The organism is Polaribacter sp. Hel1_85, from assembly GCF_000766795.1.
Lineage (GTDB): Bacteria > Bacteroidota > Bacteroidia > Flavobacteriales > Flavobacteriaceae > Polaribacter.
On the sequence record NZ_JPDS01000002.1, the window covers coordinates 512,717 to 531,868 of the forward strand.

At 29.1% G+C, this 19,152-nt stretch carries 18 protein-coding genes; 5 read left to right on the forward strand and 13 right to left on the reverse strand.

Annotated features, from left to right (window positions below; translation table 11 throughout):
- Position 1: 1 nt before the first annotated feature.
- The 3 genes from PHEL85_RS09525 to PHEL85_RS09535 are packed head-to-tail and all read left to right on the forward strand — an operon-like array spanning position 2 to position 2,453.
- The gene (locus tag PHEL85_RS09525; RefSeq protein WP_235318258.1) at positions 2-1,171 is read left to right on the forward strand and encodes a peptidogalycan biosysnthesis protein; all 1,170 of its coding nucleotides are present in this window, start codon (positions 2-4) and stop codon (positions 1,169-1,171) included.
- 7 nt (positions 1,172-1,178) lie between these two features.
- Positions 1,179-2,042: an acyl-CoA thioesterase gene (locus PHEL85_RS09530; protein WP_036824438.1), complete on the forward strand. Its 864-nt coding sequence runs from the start codon at positions 1,179-1,181 to the stop codon at positions 2,040-2,042.
- Between the two features lie 54 nt (positions 2,043-2,096).
- Complete coding sequence (locus PHEL85_RS09535; protein ID WP_036824439.1) at positions 2,097-2,453, forward strand: SdpI family protein; 357 nt, start codon at positions 2,097-2,099, stop codon at positions 2,451-2,453.
- On the opposite strand, the gene PHEL85_RS09540 is transcribed toward PHEL85_RS09535, so the two are convergent.
- From PHEL85_RS09540 to PHEL85_RS09550, 3 genes are read right to left on the reverse strand one after another with little or no spacing between them, the layout of a single operon-like run.
- Positions 2,443-4,944 (reverse strand): TonB-dependent receptor domain-containing protein, encoded by a 2,502-nt coding sequence (locus PHEL85_RS09540; protein ID WP_036824441.1) that lies wholly within the window; start codon positions 4,942-4,944, stop codon positions 2,443-2,445. The two genes, PHEL85_RS09535 and PHEL85_RS09540, sit on opposite strands and share 11 nt — an antisense overlap.
- Positions 4,944-5,666, reverse strand: coding sequence for a DNA repair protein RecO (recO, locus tag PHEL85_RS09545; protein WP_036824444.1), 723 nt, complete (start codon positions 5,664-5,666; stop codon positions 4,944-4,946). Before recO ends, PHEL85_RS09540 begins: the two co-directional genes overlap by 1 nt.
- A complete protein-coding gene (locus tag PHEL85_RS09550; protein ID WP_036824446.1) occupies positions 5,666-7,999 on the reverse strand; it encodes a two-component regulator propeller domain-containing protein in 2,334 nt (777 codons plus the stop codon). The genes recO and PHEL85_RS09550 overlap by 1 nt, the downstream gene beginning before the upstream one ends.
- A gap of 86 nt (positions 8,000-8,085) precedes the next feature.
- On the opposite strand from PHEL85_RS09550, the gene PHEL85_RS09555 reads away from it, so the two are divergent.
- Positions 8,086-8,559, forward strand: coding sequence for a CYTH domain-containing protein (locus tag PHEL85_RS09555; RefSeq protein WP_036826109.1), 474 nt, complete (start codon positions 8,086-8,088; stop codon positions 8,557-8,559).
- Positions 8,560-8,752: 193 nt separating this feature from the next.
- Here PHEL85_RS09555 and trhA read toward each other — a convergent pair whose 3' ends face one another.
- Complete coding sequence (gene trhA, locus PHEL85_RS09560; RefSeq protein ID WP_036824448.1) at positions 8,753-9,391, reverse strand: PAQR family membrane homeostasis protein TrhA; 639 nt, start codon at positions 9,389-9,391, stop codon at positions 8,753-8,755.
- Positions 9,363-10,076: a lysophospholipid acyltransferase family protein gene (locus PHEL85_RS09565; protein WP_156109167.1), complete on the reverse strand. Its 714-nt coding sequence runs from the start codon at positions 10,074-10,076 to the stop codon at positions 9,363-9,365. Before PHEL85_RS09565 ends, trhA begins: the two co-directional genes overlap by 29 nt.
- 137 nt (positions 10,077-10,213) lie before the next feature.
- Here PHEL85_RS09565 and trpS point away from each other — a divergent pair, with 137 nt between their 5' ends.
- Entirely contained in the window at positions 10,214-11,182 is a 969-nt protein-coding gene (trpS, locus tag PHEL85_RS09570; protein WP_036824455.1) for a tryptophan--tRNA ligase, read from the forward strand.
- 66 nt (positions 11,183-11,248) lie between these two features.
- Here the strand turns inward: trpS and PHEL85_RS09575 are convergent, their stop codons facing one another.
- From PHEL85_RS09575 to PHEL85_RS09610, 8 genes are all read right to left on the reverse strand, one after another.
- Positions 11,249-11,749, reverse strand: coding sequence for a DUF1761 domain-containing protein (locus PHEL85_RS09575; RefSeq protein ID WP_036824457.1), 501 nt, complete (start codon positions 11,747-11,749; stop codon positions 11,249-11,251).
- A gap of 113 nt (positions 11,750-11,862) precedes the next feature.
- Positions 11,863-12,846 carry a DUF4837 family protein gene (locus PHEL85_RS09580; RefSeq protein ID WP_081965108.1) on the reverse strand — a complete coding sequence of 328 codons (984 nt, stop codon included), beginning with the start codon at positions 12,844-12,846 and terminating at the stop codon, positions 11,863-11,865.
- Positions 12,847-12,850: 4 nt separating this feature from the next.
- Positions 12,851-14,398, reverse strand: coding sequence for a lytic transglycosylase domain-containing protein (locus PHEL85_RS09585; RefSeq protein ID WP_036824460.1), 1,548 nt, complete (start codon positions 14,396-14,398; stop codon positions 12,851-12,853).
- A 5-nt stretch (positions 14,399-14,403) separates the two neighbouring features.
- Positions 14,404-15,165, reverse strand: coding sequence for an exodeoxyribonuclease III (locus PHEL85_RS09590; RefSeq protein WP_036824461.1), 762 nt, complete (start codon positions 15,163-15,165; stop codon positions 14,404-14,406).
- Positions 15,162-15,392 (reverse strand): hypothetical protein, encoded by a 231-nt coding sequence (locus PHEL85_RS09595; protein WP_036824463.1) that lies wholly within the window; start codon positions 15,390-15,392, stop codon positions 15,162-15,164. Before PHEL85_RS09595 ends, PHEL85_RS09590 begins: the two co-directional genes overlap by 4 nt.
- A 1-nt stretch (position 15,393) precedes the next feature.
- Entirely contained in the window at positions 15,394-16,050 is a 657-nt protein-coding gene (locus tag PHEL85_RS09600) for a 3-oxoacid CoA-transferase subunit B (RefSeq protein WP_036824466.1), read from the reverse strand.
- A 2-nt stretch (positions 16,051-16,052) separates the two neighbouring features.
- Positions 16,053-16,754, reverse strand: coding sequence for a CoA transferase subunit A (locus PHEL85_RS09605; protein WP_036824469.1), 702 nt, complete (start codon positions 16,752-16,754; stop codon positions 16,053-16,055).
- A gap of 68 nt (positions 16,755-16,822) precedes the next feature.
- Positions 16,823-19,102, reverse strand: a complete 2,280-nt coding sequence (locus PHEL85_RS09610; protein WP_036824471.1) for a penicillin-binding protein 1A — start codon at positions 19,100-19,102, stop codon at positions 16,823-16,825.
- Positions 19,103-19,152 lie beyond the last annotated feature (50 nt).

Sequence of the window (19,152 nt, forward strand, 5' to 3'; positions counted from 1 at the left end):
TTTGATTTGTTGCTCTAACACAAATACCGCGCAATTTTTTTCTTCTATTGATGAAATCCCTTCCCAAATTTGGGAAGATTTAAGTTGTACAAAAAACATTTATTTTCATCCAAGTTTTTTAAAATCAATTGAAAAAAACCATCCAGAAATTACATTTTCATACATTGTATTAGTTGATGAAACTAACAAACCAACAGCTTTTGCAAGTTTAAAAATGATAGAATTTGAACTAAACTCCATTAAAAATGATTTTGAGTTTTTAAAAAACATCGGAAGAAAACTACATGTATTTCCTGATAAAAAACCATTAAAATTATTAATCTGTGGAAACACGTTTGTAAGTGGTGAGCATGGAGTTTTTATAAAGGAAAATCAAGATAAAAAAGCCATTGTTAAAGAACTAGCAGAAAGTATCAATCATTTTGTAAATTCTGATAAAAAACTAAAAAAACAAATTGATGCTTTTCTGATAAAAGATTTTGCAAAAGAATCACTATTTATCACTGATGAGTTAAAAGATTTTAAATATCATCCTTTTTTGGTAGAGCCAAATATGCAGCTTCAACTACAAGAAAACTGGCAAAGTATCGATGATTATTTAGCTTCAATGAAAACCAAATTTCGTGTAAAAGCAAGAAAAGCTTATAAACAAAGTGTCAATCTTAGTATTGAAGATGTTAGTTTAAAAAATATTGATCAAAAACTACCTGAAATGACGGCTTTATATGAAAAAGTTGCTTCGAAGGCAGATTTTAATTTGGGTAATTTTAATTTAGAAACTTATAAATCTTTAAAAAAGAAATTAGGCGATAATTACATATTAAAAACCTATTGGTTAGATGGTAAAATTGTAGGTTTTATGTCTGGTGTTATCAATAAAAACTCTTTAGACGCGCACTTTGTAGGTATTGATTACCAATTAAATAGAGAACATGCAATTTATCAAAGAATGTTATACGATTACATTGAAATTGCCATCAACAAAAAACTAAAAACTATTAATTTTGGAAGAACTGCTAGCGAAATAAAAAGTTCTGTTGGTGCTGTTCCTCAAGATTTAACCATGTATCTTCGTCATAAGAAAACCATTACAAACAAAATTTTAAAGTTATTTTTGCAGCGAGTTCAACCAACTCCTTTTCAACAAAAATTTCCTTTTAAAACCCTATAAATGAAGCATGAAAAACAGTAAAGAATTAATTGAGCTTCTAAATTTAGAAGATTTAGGAAACCATAATTTTAGTGGTAATAGTGTAACCATTGGAAGTCCAAATGTTTTTGGCGGACAAGTATTAGCTCAAGCAGTGAATGCTGCTTATAAAACAATACCACAAGATAGAATTTTACATTCTTTACATTCCTATTTTTTAGAAGCAGGAAATTTATCAATTCCTATAAATTATAATGTACAAGAAGTAAGAAATGGAGGTAGTTTTTCTACCAGAAGAGTTACTGCAAGTCAGCATGATAAAACTATTTTTATTTTAGCGGCTTCATTTCATAAAAAAGAAGATGGTTTTGAACATCAAACTAAATTTGACAAAACCATAAAACAACCAGAAGAATTGTTTAGTTGGGATGATATGTTGGAACAATTTGGTGACTTTTTACCAAAATCTATGAAATACTTCTTAAGTATTGAAAGACCAATAGAATTTAAGCCTGTTAGAATTCCAAACCCATTACAACCAGAAGATTTACCACCAACAGAACAAGTTTGGTTTCGTTTAAAAGGTGAAAAACAAGAAATGGATTTTAGAACAAAACAAGAAATTCTAACTTATATTTCTGATTATAATGTGTTGAATGCTGCTTTTAATCCAAATGCAAGTGAATATAATTTTGGAAACACACAAACTGCGAGCTTAGATCATTCTATGTGGTTTTTTAGGGATTTTGATTTTGATGATTGGATGTTATTTTCTGCTGAATCTCCTAACGCTTTTGGAGCAAGAGGATTATCAAAAGGAAATATTTTTACAAGAGATGGTAAACTTGTTGCCTCTTTTGCACAAGAAGGATTATTAAGACCGAAAAAGTAGTTATCAAATATAAAATATTCAGAAATCTCAATTTAGAAACTTAAAATATAATTTATGAGTCCATTTATTTACATTATAACCACAAATGGTTTGCTATTTTTATTGAGTATTATTTTCTGGAAATTTCCACCAAAGAAAATTAATAATTGGTATGGTTACAGAACACACAAAACAATGCTGAATCAAAAAATCTGGGATTTTGCAAATACAGTTTTTAGTAAAAACTTACTCATTTACGCAGGAATTTCTTTTCTAGGTGGTTTAGTTTTTGCCAATTTTGCTTCCAAAGAATTAACTTGGCAACCGATGGTTTTAGTATTACTATCTGTTTTAGTTAGTATTATAAAAACAGAAAGAGCTTTGTCTGATAATTTTACAGAAGAAGGAAAAAAAGGTAAAACTAGAAATTAGCTACAAAAGAAACTGATAAATTTCTTCCTGGAGCAGAAACTCCTGATGCAAATTCTATGTAATGTTCATCAAACAAATTATTTAATCTTGCTTGTACTGATAAGTTATCAGTTAAAAGATATCTACCATTTACCCCAATAGTTGTCCAGCTTGGAGTACCATAATATTTATCTATATCTGCAGTTGCATTTGCATCTACAATTGGTGTTAAATCATGATTATCTATACCTTCTGTAAAATTAAAATCTGCTATGTCTTTTTTACTATTAAACCTTACATCTGCACCTAATTCGATTTTATTATTCTTGTAATTCAATTCAAATTGACCAAAAAGTGGAGGAATAGAAGACATTGGTTCTTCTGTATCATACGTTCTACCTTTAGTGTAAGTTATAAAACCAGAAGTATTTATTTTTGAAGATATTTTTCCTAAATAATTAATCGTGTAACCAAAAATATATGCAGTTCCTTTATTTTGATTTGAAACAGCATCACCAAACTTGCCATCAAATTCTACTTGTTTTATACTTCCATCAGACTCATACACATAATCTCTTTGAATATAACTATCTAATAAAGTGTAGTAAATATTTGTTCCTAATCTAAATTTTTTATCATTAAAATACTTCTGAATTCCAATTTCTGCATTGTAAGCAAACTCTGGAGTTACATTGATGTTTGGTATAGTTACATTACCACTTTTTTCTCTTACACGCCCAACATCATCTATATTTGGAGATCTAAAACCAGAAGAAATTACACTATTGATTTGCCAATTTTTACTTGGCCTGTATACATACCCTACAGTAGCAGTTACCGCAGAATTATTTGTACTAATATCTGTATCTGTTAATTGAATAAATGTTTGATCTATCCAAGTTGCATTTAAATTTGTATTTGTAAAACGAATCCCCGTATTTAAAGTAGATTTACTGTTAATATCTTGCCTGTAATCTACATAAACAGCAGAATTCATATAATTACTTCCTCCGTCTGGATAACGTGATTGCACTAAAAAATCATCAGAAAAACCATTGATTTCTCCATCAATAATATTTAATGTTTTTCCGTAAGAATTAGAAGCTACATCATTGTAAGCAAACTCAAAACCATAAGAAAGAGCTCTCTTTTTATTCTTAGAAAGTGACACAGAAAAATCTCCATTTACGCTAAATACATCTACAGTTTCTTCTCTATAAGAACGATTTAAATCTGGCAAACCATCATCATAGAATTTACGTTGAATTCTACTTTCTTGTAAATTTTGATACGCAGCAGTAATGGTTCCGTTTTCTACCCAACTTTTATTAGGATTAATTAATAGTTGAGAAGAAATTAGCAATCTATTTTGTGGTCCATAATACCATTCAGCAAATTTTAAATCAGATACATCTGTTTCATCATCTAATTCTGTTAACCTGTCAAATCTTGGGATGTCTGAAGAAGTTGAATATTGTAAGTTTACTTTTAAATCTGTGTTTTTAGATAGAGGAACAAAGAATTTTTGTAAAACATCAGTTTGATTATAACCTGTGTTTTTTAATAAGGTTGGATCAGAATTTATAGTAGGATTTTCATTATAGTTACCATTTAAATTTTCTGAATAATAAAATACTTTACCCCAATCATCAAAACCATGATTTCGACTTGAACCACTTTGCAAATCTCCAAAATCACTATAAGAAATGCTTGTAAAAGAAGCCCATTTACTAAAACTTAATTCTGCAGAAACATTAGTTGTAATTTCTTGATTAACGGTTGAAAAACGAGAAAAAAACTGACTTTTCACTTCATTTTCTTCAGATAATTTTGGTGTTTTTGTATAATAATGAATCACACCTCCTAATGCATCAGAACCATAAACTACAGAAGAAGGACCAAAAATAACTTCGGTTTTATCTAACATATTAGGTGCAACACTTATTGAGTTCTGCAAATGCCCTTTTCTATAAATAGCATTATTCATTCTAACACCATCTACCACTAATAAAACACGGTTAGATTCCATACCACGAATTACAGGGCTTCCTCCTCCAAATTGAGATTTCTGTACTTTTATACCTGGTATAGTTGCTAATAAATCTGCAGAAGTTTGAGGAGATACTTGTTGAATATCTTTTGCTGATATCACAGCAATTTGTTCTGCTATTCTATTTGTTTTTTCCGCTTTTTTAAAAACAGACAAAACAACCTCATCTAATTGTTCTGATTGTTTGGTTAAAAAAACTGTAAAATTTTGTTGTTGTAATAAAGATTTTTTAATTTTTAACAACGCATATGAAATATGAGAAAAAACAATAACTTCTTTTTCTTTAAATTCAGAAATTTCAACAAAACCATTATTATCTGAAGATAAATTAATAGTTAAAGCATTATTAAAAACAGTAACGTTTCTTACTATTTTACCTGTTTGTTTATCTATAATCTTTACTTTCTGAGAAAAAGTAACACTACTTACTAAAAAAACGAATATGAAAAATATATGCTTCATTAACTAAAAACAGTTTCTAAAATTTGCAATGATTTTGGTTTCTTAAAACCGTCCAAATGTAGTTCAAAATATTGAATTATTATTTTTAATACCACCTGTCTTTCTTGTTTACTAAAAGACATATTTTCTATACCATCAAAATTAATGCCTAACAGCTTCTTAAATTGATAAAAATTGCTTCCTGATATCACATTTTTTTGAGAAGTTAGATTTGTAAAGTTTCCTTCTAATAAATCGAACCCAAATTTATCTTTTTCTAATAAGTCTGGATAGAATCCTAAAAAACGAGTTAAATTCAATAAAAATAATAAGTGAAAATTAGCAATTTTATCATGTAAATCTAACCAAATAAGCCCCGTTTCTAAATATTCGAAAAGCGCTTTGTTTTTTTCTTCCTCTTTAATGGAATAAGATAAAACTTCTGACAAAAACAACACCACAGATTGTTTTATAATATCTTTATAAATTGTCTTATATGGGTTAGAAACCTGTACTTCTTTTATAGAATTTAAAGAACCTTTATTACTATGACTTGCAACAATATTAAGTTGAGTTAATGGCTGAAAATAGGCTATTTTTAATCCTCCTTTTTTAGCTTTTAGAACACCTCTAATTAAGTAAGATTTTAGTCCTTCCTCTTGTGTATAACATTTTACGATTAAACTTGAGTCACTATATTTAAGAGAACTTAAAACAATTGCTTTTGTAGTTATTAAAGCCATTAGTTTACTATTGCAATTTTAGTTACTGCAGTTTCTGATGCATCATCATTAGATAATAAAACTATATATACTCCAGAAGCAACTTTATTTCCTGCAAGATTTTTTTTATTCCAAACAACTTTTCCTCCTTCTAATTCTTGCCCTTCTACAACATTGGTTTCATAAACTAAGTTACCAGAAACATCAAGAATTTTTACATTTGTTCCTTTTGGCAAGTGTGTTCCATTTCTACCATCTATAGTAACTTTTTCATGATTTTTAAGAGCAGGGTTTGGATATGCATAAACATCGCCTAAAACATCTCCAAAAGGTGCAACATTACTATTATAAGCAACCATACCTTTATTAGTAGCAAAATACACTTTTCCAGAACTATTATCTATAGCAATTTTTACAATTTTATTAGATGGTAAAGGAGAATTTTGTGTACTAAAATTAGCCAAAGTTGTTTGCCCATTTGGATTTGTATAAATTACACCTCCATTATCTGTACCAAACCATTTATTTTCTGCACCATCTACAACAATAGAATTAATAGTTTGGTCTCCTAAAAGTCTTTCTCCAAATCCATCTTCATTTCCGTTAATTACAATTGCACTAGCATTAGGTGTTGTGTCATCAAAAACTCCAGAAGCATTATTATACATTACCATACCAGATTGTGTACCTATCCAAACTCTATTACTACCATCTACAGCAATAGCTCTTACATTTACGTCTGGTAAATTTCCTGAGTTTGTTGTAGCAACCAATGCTTTTTTTCTATCTCCGTTTTCATTATAAACATAAACTCCATTTCTTCTTGTACCAATCCAAATACTATTGTTTCTATCAACAACAACAATATTTGTTTCTTGTGCTGTATTTGTTTGCAAACTACTTAAATCATAACTTGACCATGTTCCACTTGCAGATAATTTTTTTAATTTTTTTGAAGCCAATGCATCTGCCAACCATAAATTTCCTTGACTATCAAAACTAGCCCCACTAACTCTTGTTGTAATACTATTTGTAGAATTTGGAAAAACATCTTCTAAAAGACTATTTTTAGAATGATAAAAATTAGTAATTTCATTATTTTCTACTTCTAAAAGCCCACCTCCAGAAAAAATATTACCATTACTCGTTTGAGCAAAAGAAGCAATAAAAACCTTATTTTCTTTACTTGTATCTATAGTTACATCAACCAAATCTTTGATTGGTAAATCTTCAGAAAATTTGTTATTTATCCAATTTACACCATTATAGTTGCTAAATCCTTTTCTATTTCCAGATGGAACATAAGCAGATGTATAACCTCCATACACAACCCAAATACTATTATTACTTGTTGTAATTGAAAAAATATCATTAGACAAAGGTCCTTCTGGGTGTATTTCCTTATAATTTGATATTTGACCTGAATTTGTAATTAAAATCCCAGATTCTTTTGTTGCCAAAAAAGCATTGTTATTATCAAAAAAAGAATTATTTAAAACATAATCAAATTCTGTATTTGGAGAAAAATTAAAAACTTCATTCATTGATAAATCTAAAATAATTGCAGAAGTATCTAATGTAATAGATAAGTGAGAACTAGCAGCTTTAATTGCTAGAATCGTTTGAGAAAAACTTCTTACTTCCGTTAAAATAGCTGTATTTAATTGAAATAACTTACTTCCTTCTGTAACATAAATTTGGTTATTAAAAAATGTAATATTACTAAAATTTCTTCCAGAAAATTGTTCATTCCAATTGTTAAAATCAATCAATAAATTACTAGATAAATCTGCCGAAAAAAGTCCTCTATCTGTAGCTGCATATATAAATCCATTAAAAATAGCCGTTTGATTAACTTCTAACGAACTTGAATTATTACCAATAAAATAAGTATCTCCAAACTCTAAATTTTCTATATCATAAACCACAATTCCAAAAGGAGTTGATAAATAAAGCTTATTGTTAACCTCTGTAATATCATTTATAACTTTTCTACCCGATTGATTAAAATTTACAATATCTGATGAAATAGTAATGGTACCATCACCATCTACTACTTCTACCAACCCATTTTCATATCCAATAAATAATCTTTTAAAAGTTGTATTATAGTGAATTGAAGATGTAGTTTCTCCAGATAAACCTTGTACTGACGACAATTTATTAATCTCTTCTGTGGTTATGTTATAAGTAAAAACAGCATTATCAGCCAATGCATAAATTACATCATCTACCTTTACAAAATCTTTTACATTGTTATAAGAATAAAAATCCTCCCAAGAATCACTGTAATCTGTTTGAGCGGAAAGTATTAGTGAAAAAAATAAACTAAAAAGTAAAAAGTGTTTTCTCATTGTTTAATTTTGATTCTCAAAGATATTTATTAATTGTTACAATAACGATAAAACACCTTACATTAGTACAAAAATCAAAAGATTTTATGAGTGTAGAAATAGAAAGAAAGTTTTTGGTGAAAAATGATGATTATAAAAATGAAAGCTATACACAAAAACACATTAAACAAGGCTATTTAAATTCTGATAAAAATAGAACCGTAAGAGTTAGAATTGCTAATAATAAAGCTTTTGTGACAATTAAAGGGAAATCTAACACAGCAGGAACAACAAGGTTTGAATGGGAAAAGGAAATTAAAAAAGAAGAAGCAGAAAGTTTACTTTTACTTTGTGAACCTTCAATAATTGAAAAAACCAGATATTTAGTGAATGCAGGTGAGCATACTTTTGAAGTTGATGAATTTTACGGAGATAATAACGGATTAGTCATTGCAGAGGTAGAATTAAATTCTGAATTTGAGACTTTCATCAAACCAAACTGGTTAGGAAAAGAAGTTACTGGTAATATAAAATACTATAATTCAAGCATTAGTAAGCTTCCTTTTAAAAATTGGGCATAAAAAAACCTCGAACAAAAGTTCGAGGAAATTTAATAAACCTACCCCCTAAATAAGATTTATAACACCTAATGTATTAACCAAGGTTAATATCATTAAGCACTACAAAAGTAATTTTTTTTTATGGGATTGTCAAACTTTTACCCAGTTTAAAGGTCTTAAAAATTATTTAAGTCATTTTAAAAGAAGTTTTTAGCTACAGAAAGTATAGTGCAAAAAAATGACTAACACTACCTAATAAAACAAATACGTGAAAAATTGCATGATTGTAAGGCATTCTTTTAATAGAATATAATATTGCTCCTATTGTATAAAAAACACCTCCAGCAATTAACAAATTTAAACTAAAACTTGATAATGCACTTATTAAAGGTTTTATAAAAAACATGACTTGCCAACCCATTAAAAGATACATTGCAGTTGAAATTTTGTCAAATCTTCCTGTAAAAAAAAGTTTGAGAATAATACCTGTTAAAGCAAATACCCAAACTGCAATAAACATATACCAACCTAATTGAGACTCTAAACCTACCAAACAAAAAGGTGTATAACTACCAGCAATTAGTACATAAATTGCAGCGTGATCAAAAATATTTAATTTTCTTCTTTTCTTAGGGTTTGTAGCTGCATGATAAAAAGTGGAAGCTGCATAAAGAATAATTAAACTCAACCCATAAATTATAAAACTAGAAACATCCCAAAAATTTGAATACGAAAATGCCTTAATAATTAAAAAGGGAAATGCAATAATGCTTGCAATTAAACCTAAACCATGAGACCAAATATTTAAATTTTCTTCGGATTTACTATAAAGGTGATTTAATTTCTCGCTCATTATTTGGTCTATTTGTATCTTTCATATAACGTTTATCATTTAACAATTCATCATACATTACTATAAACGTCTTTTCTTTTAATTTAACCCTATCATCATTTGATAAACCCTTAGTTTCTGTAAATTTAAGTTGTTTTACTCTAAAAACACCAGGTCTTCCTTTAAAAAAATTCCAAGAAAAAAATCGTTTTGCATCATAATAAACTTGTGCAACAATTGGCATTTGATATTCTATAGCTAAACTAAATGCTCCATTTGTAAAAGGAGCAAGTATCACATTTTCTGCAGGAACTAATCCTTCAGGAAAAATTGCAATACTCAAACCAGTATCTAATCTTTTTTTAATTCTAGCATAAACATTTTTTCTGCTTTTGGGATCGCCTCTATCAACCATTACTACAGCTTTCTTATAAAAAAATCCAAATATTGGTAGTTTTACTAGTTCTTTTTTTCCAACAAATAATATTGGGTTTTTATTCATAGCTATCATAATCCAAGGATCTAATAAAGAGGCGTGATTTGCAATAAACATGTAACTTTTTTTAGGATCTGTTTTTTGCTTTTTATCTATTTTTAACCTAAAACCCATACCATAGATTAATAGAAAAGACCATATTCTCATCAATTTCCAGAAAGAATTATAATACTTTTCATCAGATAAAAGCACCAATAATAAAGGTACCATTAACAATATGGTTATAAACATTAAAAAATAAAACCATAGTCGCCAAATTAAACGAAATGGAAAAAGTAAATATTTCATATATGCTAATGTAGTAATATTCTTTTGTTTGATTATTTTTGCATTTCAAAATAAGATAAATGTCAAGAATTTTAACAGGTGTTCAAAGTACAGGAACACCACATTTAGGTAATTTATTAGGTGCTATTTTACCAGCCATAGAAATGGCTAATAACCCAGAAAACGAAGCTTTTCTTTTTATTGCTGATATGCATTCTTTAACCCAAATAAAGGATGGAAAAGAATTGAGAGAAAATACTTATAGCACTGCTGCCACTTGGTTAGCTTGTGGTTTAAATATAAATAATACTGTTTTTTACAGACAAAGTGATGTGCCTCAAACAACAGAGTTGACTTGGTATTTAAGTTGCTTTTTCCCTTATCAAAGATTAACATTAGCCCATAGTTTTAAAGATAAGGCAGATAGATTAGGAGATGTAAATGCAGGTTTATTTACCTACCCAATGTTAATGGCTGCAGATATTTTATTGTATGATGCAGAAATTGTTCCTGTTGGTAAAGATCAGTTACAACATCTAGAAATGACTCGCGATGTTGCAAATAGGTTTAACAATATTGTAGGACAAACGTTAGTTGTTCCTCAAGCTAAAATTCAAGAACACACCAAATTAGTTCCTGGAACTGATGGTGAAAAAATGAGCAAATCTAGAAATAACATTATCAATATTTTCTTGTCTGATAAAAAATTGAGAAAACAAATAATGTCTATTAAAACAGATAGTTTAGGTTTAGAAGAACCAAAAGACCCAAATACTGATAACGTTTTTGGTTTGTATAAATTATTAGCTTCTGAAGCTCAAATTGCAGAAATGAGAGCAAATTACGAAGGTGGAAATTATGGTTATGGACATGCTAAACAAGCTTTATACGAATTAATTATTGAGCAATTTGCTACTGTAAGAGAGCGTTACAATCATTTTATGGAAAATAAACATGAAATTGATGAAGCTCTAGAAATTGGAGCAAAAAAAGCAACAAAAGTTGCCAATAATGTTTTACAAAAAGTAAGAGTAAAAATAGGTTACTAAACTTATTTTTAATTCATAAAAAACCACGCATAATGCGTGGTTTTTTATTTTATAAATGATATAATTTTATACCCATTGACAAAGAATACCTCCCATAATAGCCATTGTCACTATCCAGTAACCAACATTAATAGCAACATATTTAAAGCTTTTCTTTTCAAATAAAGCATTAGTACCCATAACTGGTAAAACTACAAATACACCTAATAAACCTCCATGTAAGGCTCCATGACCAAAAGTTCTAAAACGATCGCCATAATTTGCCATAAATTCTTGAAAATATGTAAATGCTTCACCTGTTCCTTCTGCAAAACCTGGTTCTGCCATTAAAGTTGATTGTGCTCCAAATTGGTGAATTACCAATGTTTGTAATAAAAAAGCAAAAAGAAAACTCAACACATAACTTAGACCCAACATTTTAAACATATTAGTACCTTCCATAGATTCGTCTGTAAAACCTACTTCTTTCATCCATGCATTTTTAAATAACATTGGACCATACCATAAAAAGCCGATTACCATAGGCACAAGAGCAGCAAATGCTGTCATTAAAAGATTAAATTTCATATTATAATTGTTTTGGTTGAATACCAAATATAGGAAATATGAAATTGATAATTAAATCCCATAAAAAAACCGAAAGTAAATACTTTCGGTTTCAATTTATAATTATGTTAATTTTATTTAATCCTCATAGATTTTGCGATAGCTTCAAGTTCAAACAAAAAAGCTCTTTTATTTACAGAAGGGGCATAGGTAAATCCTTCAAAAATAACCAATCTGTTATTTTTTTTATCAACTACAGTGTAGTTTAAAAATGGACCCGCCATAAAATCGTTTTGAACTTCCCATTTTCCACGAGTTTCATACGCTTTTTTTCCATCAATAGTTGCATCAAAAGTAAAAGGAGTGTATGCTTCTTCAGTAATCATGTACATCGTTTCTGGTTCTGAACCAGGAATATATTTCTTACCGATTCTATTTCTAACAGCTACAATACTATCTGCTACTTGAGTTTCATCTTCTAAGGGAACTGAATACACTAAAATATTATTACTTCCAGTTTTTGCAATTCCACTAGTTAAATGATGACGTAACCACAAAAAATCTCCTGTATCATCTACAGTTTTAAATTTATCATGAATGGTTAATGAAATTCCTAAATTTTGTAGAGTTTTAAATTGAGAATCGTCTAATTTGTTTTTTGCAAACAAATTCTGAGTCATGTTAATATCAGATTGTATAAACGTTTTTATGATTTCTTTTTCGTGCTTTTTAAACAATTTCACAACACCTTCATCATCCTTTGCATACACGTAAATAATAGTTTGTGGTTGTGCATAAACGTTATTTCTAACAAAATATTCTTCTTTATCACTTACACCTATTACTAAAATATTTCTACCAACTTTCATCATATTTCCAAAACCATTTGGAGCAACTTGTGAAACCGTTAAAAGTGATTCTGGTTGTGGTAAACCAACCATTAATTCTCCAAAAGAATTCCTTATTTCTTTACCAATAATACCAGTCCAGTCACTTGCTTTAGTAACTACCATTACTTTATTTACTTTACCGATTGATGTACGTAAAACAAATTTATCTTTACCTACACATGATGAGAGTAAAACTGTAATTGCAAATAGGGTATATAATTTTTTCATGAGTTTAGCTTTTAAATATTTTAAGTTTAGTTCCTGGTTTTAAACCTTTAGCACTCCAAATATTGTTCCATTTTTTAATTTTATCGACAGAAACATTTTTAAATTTTTGAGAAATGCTCCAAAGTGAATCACCTTTCTGAACTATATAAACTTTGTGGGGTCCTTTTATGGAAGGTTTTAACTCATTCTTTTTAGTAGATTTTCCTTTTGAGAATGCAAGTTTCTTTGGATAAATATACAATCTTTGTCCTATTTTTAAACGACTACTTTTTAGACTATTCCAACGTTTAAGATCACTTACTCTTACACCAAATTTATTTGCAATTTTTCCTAAAAAATCTCCACTTACCACTTTGTAACGAATTCGTTTATCCATTTCAAAGTATTTTGGCAATGGTTTTTCTCTTTGAGAATCATCTGCATCAGCCAAAGCATAAATATCTTTTTCTTTATCTAAAAAGGCAATAATTTTGTTGCTAGGTAATCTTAAAGCATAATTTCTATCTTTTACAAAAGGAATTATATCTAGCTTATAAGAAGGATTTAGTTCTGCTAAAACTTCTTCATCAACATCTATTTTTTCTGCAATTTGATCGAAACTAATGGTTCTTTTTATACGAACTGTATCAGTTTGAAAATTGAAAAATTTTGGTAATTCAGAGTAAATTTTATGTTTATCTGCATACTCAAAAATATACATTGTTGCATAAAATGCAGGAACATAGCCTGCTGTTTCTCTCGGTAAATAAGGTCTTATATTCCAATAATTTTTATACCCTCCAGAGCGTTTTATTGCTTTTCTTACATTTCCTGGTCCAGAATTATACGCTGCTAAAGCTAAATCCCAATCGCCAAAAATTGTAAATAACTGACTTAAATATTTACAAGCTGCAACTGTTGCTTTTACAGGGTCTTGACGTTCATCTACATAAGAACTTACTTTTAAATCAAACTGTTTTCCTGTTCCGTACATAAATTGCCATAAACCTGTTGCACCAACTCTAGACTTAATTTTAGGTCTTAATGCAGATTCTACAATTGCTAAATATTTCATTTCAAGAGGAATATCATGCTGATCTAGATGTTGCTCAAACATTGGAAAATAATATTTTGCTTTTGCCATTAAAGCTGGGTAATACTTTTTTCGATATAATAAATAACTGTTTATTACTTTTTCTAAGGAAGAATTGTATCCTAGGTTAAATGGAGTTTTATCATTTAAATTAGAAAGACGCAGTTTTAGCAAATCTGTTGTTAATACTGATGTTGTGTTTCCAATAATATCTTTATCATTAATTACATAACTTAATGAATCTACTAATGATGAGTAAAACTTTTCTTCTACCAATAAGCTATCAATTGTGTTTAAATCCTTATCAGAAAACAACTCTTCTTTAACTGGTTTTACAAGAGAATCTTTTGCTATAAATAAAGTATCTGTTTTTACTTTAACGAATAAAGTATCTTTTTCTATATTAAAAATACTGTCTTTTGTTTCTTGCGAAAAAACAGCATTGGTTAAAAAAAGGAATATAATTAGGTTTTTTATCATCTATTTTAAATATCTAACTCAACTACAATTGGACAATGATCTGAATGTTTTGCTTCTGGTAAAATATAAGCTCTCGATATATTTTCTTTTAAAGGTTCAGAAACCATAGCATAATCTAAACGCCAACCTTTATTATTTGCTCTAGAATTTGCTCTATAACTCCACCAAGAATATTCTTGTTTATCTTGATTTAAAAAACGGAAACTATCTATAAACCCGCTATTAATAAAATCTCCAATCCAAGTTCTTTCTTCTGGTAAAAACCCAGAAACTCCTTTCATTTTTGGGTTATGAATATCTATTGCTTCATGGCAAATATTATAATCTCCACAGATTACTAAATTTGGAATTTCTTTCTTTAAATCATTTACATATTCCTGAAATTCGTCCATAAAGTTGAATTTAAAATCTAATCTTTCTGAATTTGTTCCTGATGGAAGATATAGACTCATAACTGAAACATCGTCAAAATCTACACGAAGGTTTCTACCTTCAAAATCCATCGATTCTATTCCTGTTCCATATTCTATATGATTTGGCTTTTCTTTACAAAAAACGGCAACAGAAGAGTATCCTTTTTTCTGTGCAGAAAACCAATAATGGTGAGGATAACCTGCATTTTCAAACAAAGACAAATCTAATTGTTCTTTATGTGCTTTGGTTTCTTGGATGCAAATTACATCTGGATTTGCGGCTTCTAACCAATCTAAAAATCCTTTCTTTAAAGCTGCTCTAATTCCGTTTACATTGTATGATATTATTTTCATTTATCTAAAATAATTGAGTTTTTAAGAAAAATCCAGGTAATTTGTTTGAACTTTCCTGTTTGATTTTCTATTATCTTTTTTCTTGGTGATAAAATATAAGCTAAAGGACCACAAATCCCAACTTTTAAAAGAAAATTATCTGTTGTATAAATTTGATCAAAAATGAATAAAAAAAGCACTAATAAGACCGGATAAATTAACCAATATGTTTTTTTAAATAATTTCATATTAAATACTCATTTCTAGAATTTCTCCATTTATAACTAAAGTGCCTTCTGTTGCTTTTTTAATTTCTTCAATAGAAACTCCAGGAGCTCTTTCTAATAAATGAAACGCATTATTTTTTACCTCTAATACAGCCAAATTAGTAACTACTTTAGTTACGCAACCAACCCCTGTTAAGGGTAAAGAACATTTTTTTAATATCTTAGATTCACCACGTTTATTGGTGTGCATCATTGCAACTATAATATTTTCTGCAGATGCAACTAAATCCATTGCACCACCCATTCCTTTTACCATTTTTCCTGGAATTTTCCAGTTAGCAATATCACCATTTTCTGCAACTTCCATTGCTCCAAGAATTGTTAAATGTACGTGTTTACCACGAATCATTGCAAAACTCATTGACGAATCAAAAAAGCTTGCTCCTGGCATTGTGGTTATGGTTTGTTTTCCTGCATTTATAATATCTGCGTCTTCTTCTCCTTCAAAAGGAAAAGGCCCCATTCCTAAAACTCCGTTTTCACTTTGAAATTCTACTTCAATATCATCTCTTACATAATTAGCAACTAAAGTTGGAATCCCAATTCCTAAGTTTACGTAAAATCCATCTTGAACTTCTTGTGCAATTCTTTTTGCTATACCATTTTTATCTAAAGCCATAACTAATTTCTTTGTCTTACAGTTCGTTGTTCAATTCTCTTTTCATAATCTTTTCCTTGAAAGATTCTTTGTACAAATATTCCTGGAATATGAATATTATTTGGTTCAAGTTCTCCAACAGGAACTAATTCTTCAACTTCTGCAACTGTAATTGTTGCAGCTCCACACATATTTGGATTAAAATTTCTTGAAGTTCCTTTAAAAATTAAATTCCCTGCAGCATCACCTTTCCAAGCTTTTACAAATGCAAAATCTGCTTTAAATGCAGGCTCCAAAACATACATTTTTCCATCAAAATCTCTTGTTTCTTTTCCTTCTGCAACTTCAGTTCCATAACCAGCAGGTGTATAAAATGCAGGAAAACCAGCTTGTGCAGCTCTACATTTTTCTGCTAAAGTTCCTTGGGGTGTTAATTCTACCTCTAATTCACCTGATAACATTTGACGCTCAAACTCATCGTTTTCGCCAACATAAGAAGAAATCATTTTTTTGATTTGTTTATTTTGAAGAAGTAATCCTAATCCAAAATCATCAACACCTGCATTGTTAGAAATACAAGTAACATCTCTAATATCTAATTTGACCAATTCTGAAATAGCATTTTCTGGAATTCCACACAAACCAAAACCTCCAAGCATAAAAGTCATTCCACTTTTAACACCCTGTAAAGCTTCTTGTACGTTGTTTACTTTTTTATTTATCATACTAATTCTCTTTATGATTTATATTTAAAAATACTAAAATTAGTTCAATACAAGTAAATTTAGCAAAATTAAAAGTCTGTATCTTCTTCTGGAATTACCTCTTTCTTGTCATCATCTTTTTTATCAGATTTATCTACACAATTAATATTGATTGATAAATTGTCTGGTTTTTCAAAATCTTCTTGACTGATATTTAATGTTTTATCAGCATAACATTTTTGCATAAATAAAGCCCAAGATGGTAAAGACATTGTTGCTCCTTGTCCTTTATCAATTCCTGCAAAATGAGTTGATCTATCTTCTCCACCTGTCCAAACTCCTGTTGCTAAATTTGGTACAATTCCCATAAACCAACCATCAGATTGATTTTGTGTAGTACCTGTTTTACCAGCAATTGGGTTTGTAAATTTATAAGGATGACCTGTTATATAACTTGCTTTTTTCCATGGTAAACGTAAACGAACACCAGAACCAGATTGTGTTACTCCTTTTAATAAATCTAACACCACATAAGCAGATTCTTCACTTAAAACCTCTTTAGTTTCTGGTATAAATTCTTGTAAAACAGTTCCGTTTTTATCTTCAATTCTTGTTAAAATCATTGGTGAAACTCGTAAACCTTTATTTGCAAACGTAGAATAGGCACTTACCATTTCTATTAAAGATAAATCTACTGCTCCTAGTGCAATTGATGGATTTGCTTGAATTTCGCTCTCAATACCTGCAGATGTTGCTAAACGTGCTACGTTTTCTGGAGAAACCATATCTATTAATCTTGCCGACATTGTATTTACAGAACCTGCTAAACCATCTTTTAAAGTAAGCATTCCTCCATACTTTTTATTAGAATTTTCTGGTGTCCATTCTTCTGGAATTCCATATTTTCCTTTAGGTATTGTATATGGTATATTAGGAAACTCTTCACAAGGAGATAATTTTAATTGATTAATGGCTGTTGCATATACAAAAGGCTTAAAAGTAGAACCAACTTGTCTTTTTTGCTGAGCAACTGCATCATATTTAAAATGTTTATTATCTATACCTCCAACCCACGCTTTTATATGACCAGATTGTGGTTCAATTGACAATAATCCTGAACGTAAAAAGTATTTATAATATCTTATAGAATCGTTTGGAGACATAAGGGTGTCTTTATTTCCTTTCCAAGAAAAAACACTCATTTTTGTTTTTGTTTTGAAAACCTTATCAATATATTTATTAGATTTTCCTGCAATTTTTAAACGCTTATATCTATCAGAATTTTTCTTAGCTCTATCTAAAATCCCTTTAATTTGATCTTTTTCTAAATCGTAAAAAGGAGCCGTTTTATTTCTTTTTTGTTCCTTAAAAAAGTACGATTGTAAATTAGACATATGTTCTTCAATAGCTTCTTCTGCATACTTTTGCATACGAGAATCTATGGTTACATAAATTTTTAAACCATCTCTAAAAATATTATATTCTTCACCATTTGGTTTTGGGTTGTTTTGTACCCATTTTCTAAGTACTTTTTGTAAATGAGATCTAAAATAAGTTGCAGATCCATCACTATGACCTTCTTTATGAATATCTAAACCTAAGTCTAATTTTTGCAAAGAATCTTTTTCCTGTAGTGTAATAAACGCACTTCTATTCATTTGTTTTAAAACAACATTTCTACGTTGTTTTACCCTTTCTTCTCTTCTTAGAGGGTTGTATAATGATGAATTTTTTAACATCCCAACTAACATAGCAGATTCTTGTACATCTAATTCTTTTGGTTCTTTACCAAAATAAATTCTTGCTGCGGAACGAATACCAACTGCCTGGTTTAAGAAATCGTATTTATTTAAATACATGGTTAAAATTTCTTGCTTGGTGTATTGCTTTTCTAATTTTAGTGCTACAACCCATTCTTTAACTTTTTGACCAATTCTTAAAAAAATGTTTCTAGAAGCTCTTCCAGTAAACAACATTTTAGCCAATTGCTGCGTAATTGTACTTGCTCCTCCACTTCCTGGTTTTAATACTGCTCTTGCTGTACTGTAAAAATCAATACCAGAATGTTCAAAAAAACGTTCATCTTCTGTTGCTACTAATGCTTTTACTAAATTGTCTGGTAAAGCTTTAAATTTTATTGGTGTTCTATTTTCTGTAGCATATTTACCTAATGTTTTTCCATCAGCAGAAATAACTTCTGTAGCTAAGTTATTTTCTGGATTTTCTAATTCTTCAAACGTTGGTAAAGCTCCTAAAAACCCCCATGAAGCAAATAAAAATATTAATATTAGTAACGAAAACCCTCCAAGAACGATTCCCCAAAACCATTTGATATATTTTTTAAAACTTGTCACTTTTTTTGTTGTCATAATAAAAATTACTTCTCAATATTTTTGAGATTTCTTTAATTTGTCTTTCC